General features: G+C 65.7%; 1 pseudogene. It reads right to left on the bottom strand.

Going from position 1 to position 341, the window contains the following annotated elements:
• Window positions 1-341, bottom strand: a pseudogene (locus KI810_RS17180) (cytochrome c3 family protein); the annotation flags it as partial.

Genomic DNA, 341 nt, shown 5'->3' with positions numbered 1-341 from the left:
CAGACGTTGGCTTCGCTGCTTGCATGCTCGGGGGGATACCCCGCCCCCTGCGGCACGGCATGGCATCCCTGGCAGACGCCGGTACCACGGTAGTCGACGTAGTTGCGGCTGCTCCCCGTGTACTGGAAGAACACCCGCCCGTTGCGCACCGCCCCGGCGTTGCTGGAGATGTTCATGTACCGCCGGATCAGGTAGACGTTGGGGCGCTTTTCCTCGTCGTTCACCGCGTTGGCATCGTACGCCACGTGCCCGCTATGGCAGTCGGCGCACTGCACGTTCTGCCCCTTGTTGTTGTGGGAACCCTTGCCGGCGTGGCAGTCGCTGCAGATGTTGGGCGCCGC

Origin of the sequence: Geomobilimonas luticola (genome assembly GCF_018476905.1) — a bacterium.
GTDB classification, from domain to species: Bacteria; Desulfobacterota; Desulfuromonadia; order Geobacterales; family Geobacteraceae; genus Geomobilimonas; species Geomobilimonas luticola.
Note: the sequence above shows the minus strand (reverse complement) of the source record. Positions and strands in the feature narration are given on the sequence as shown.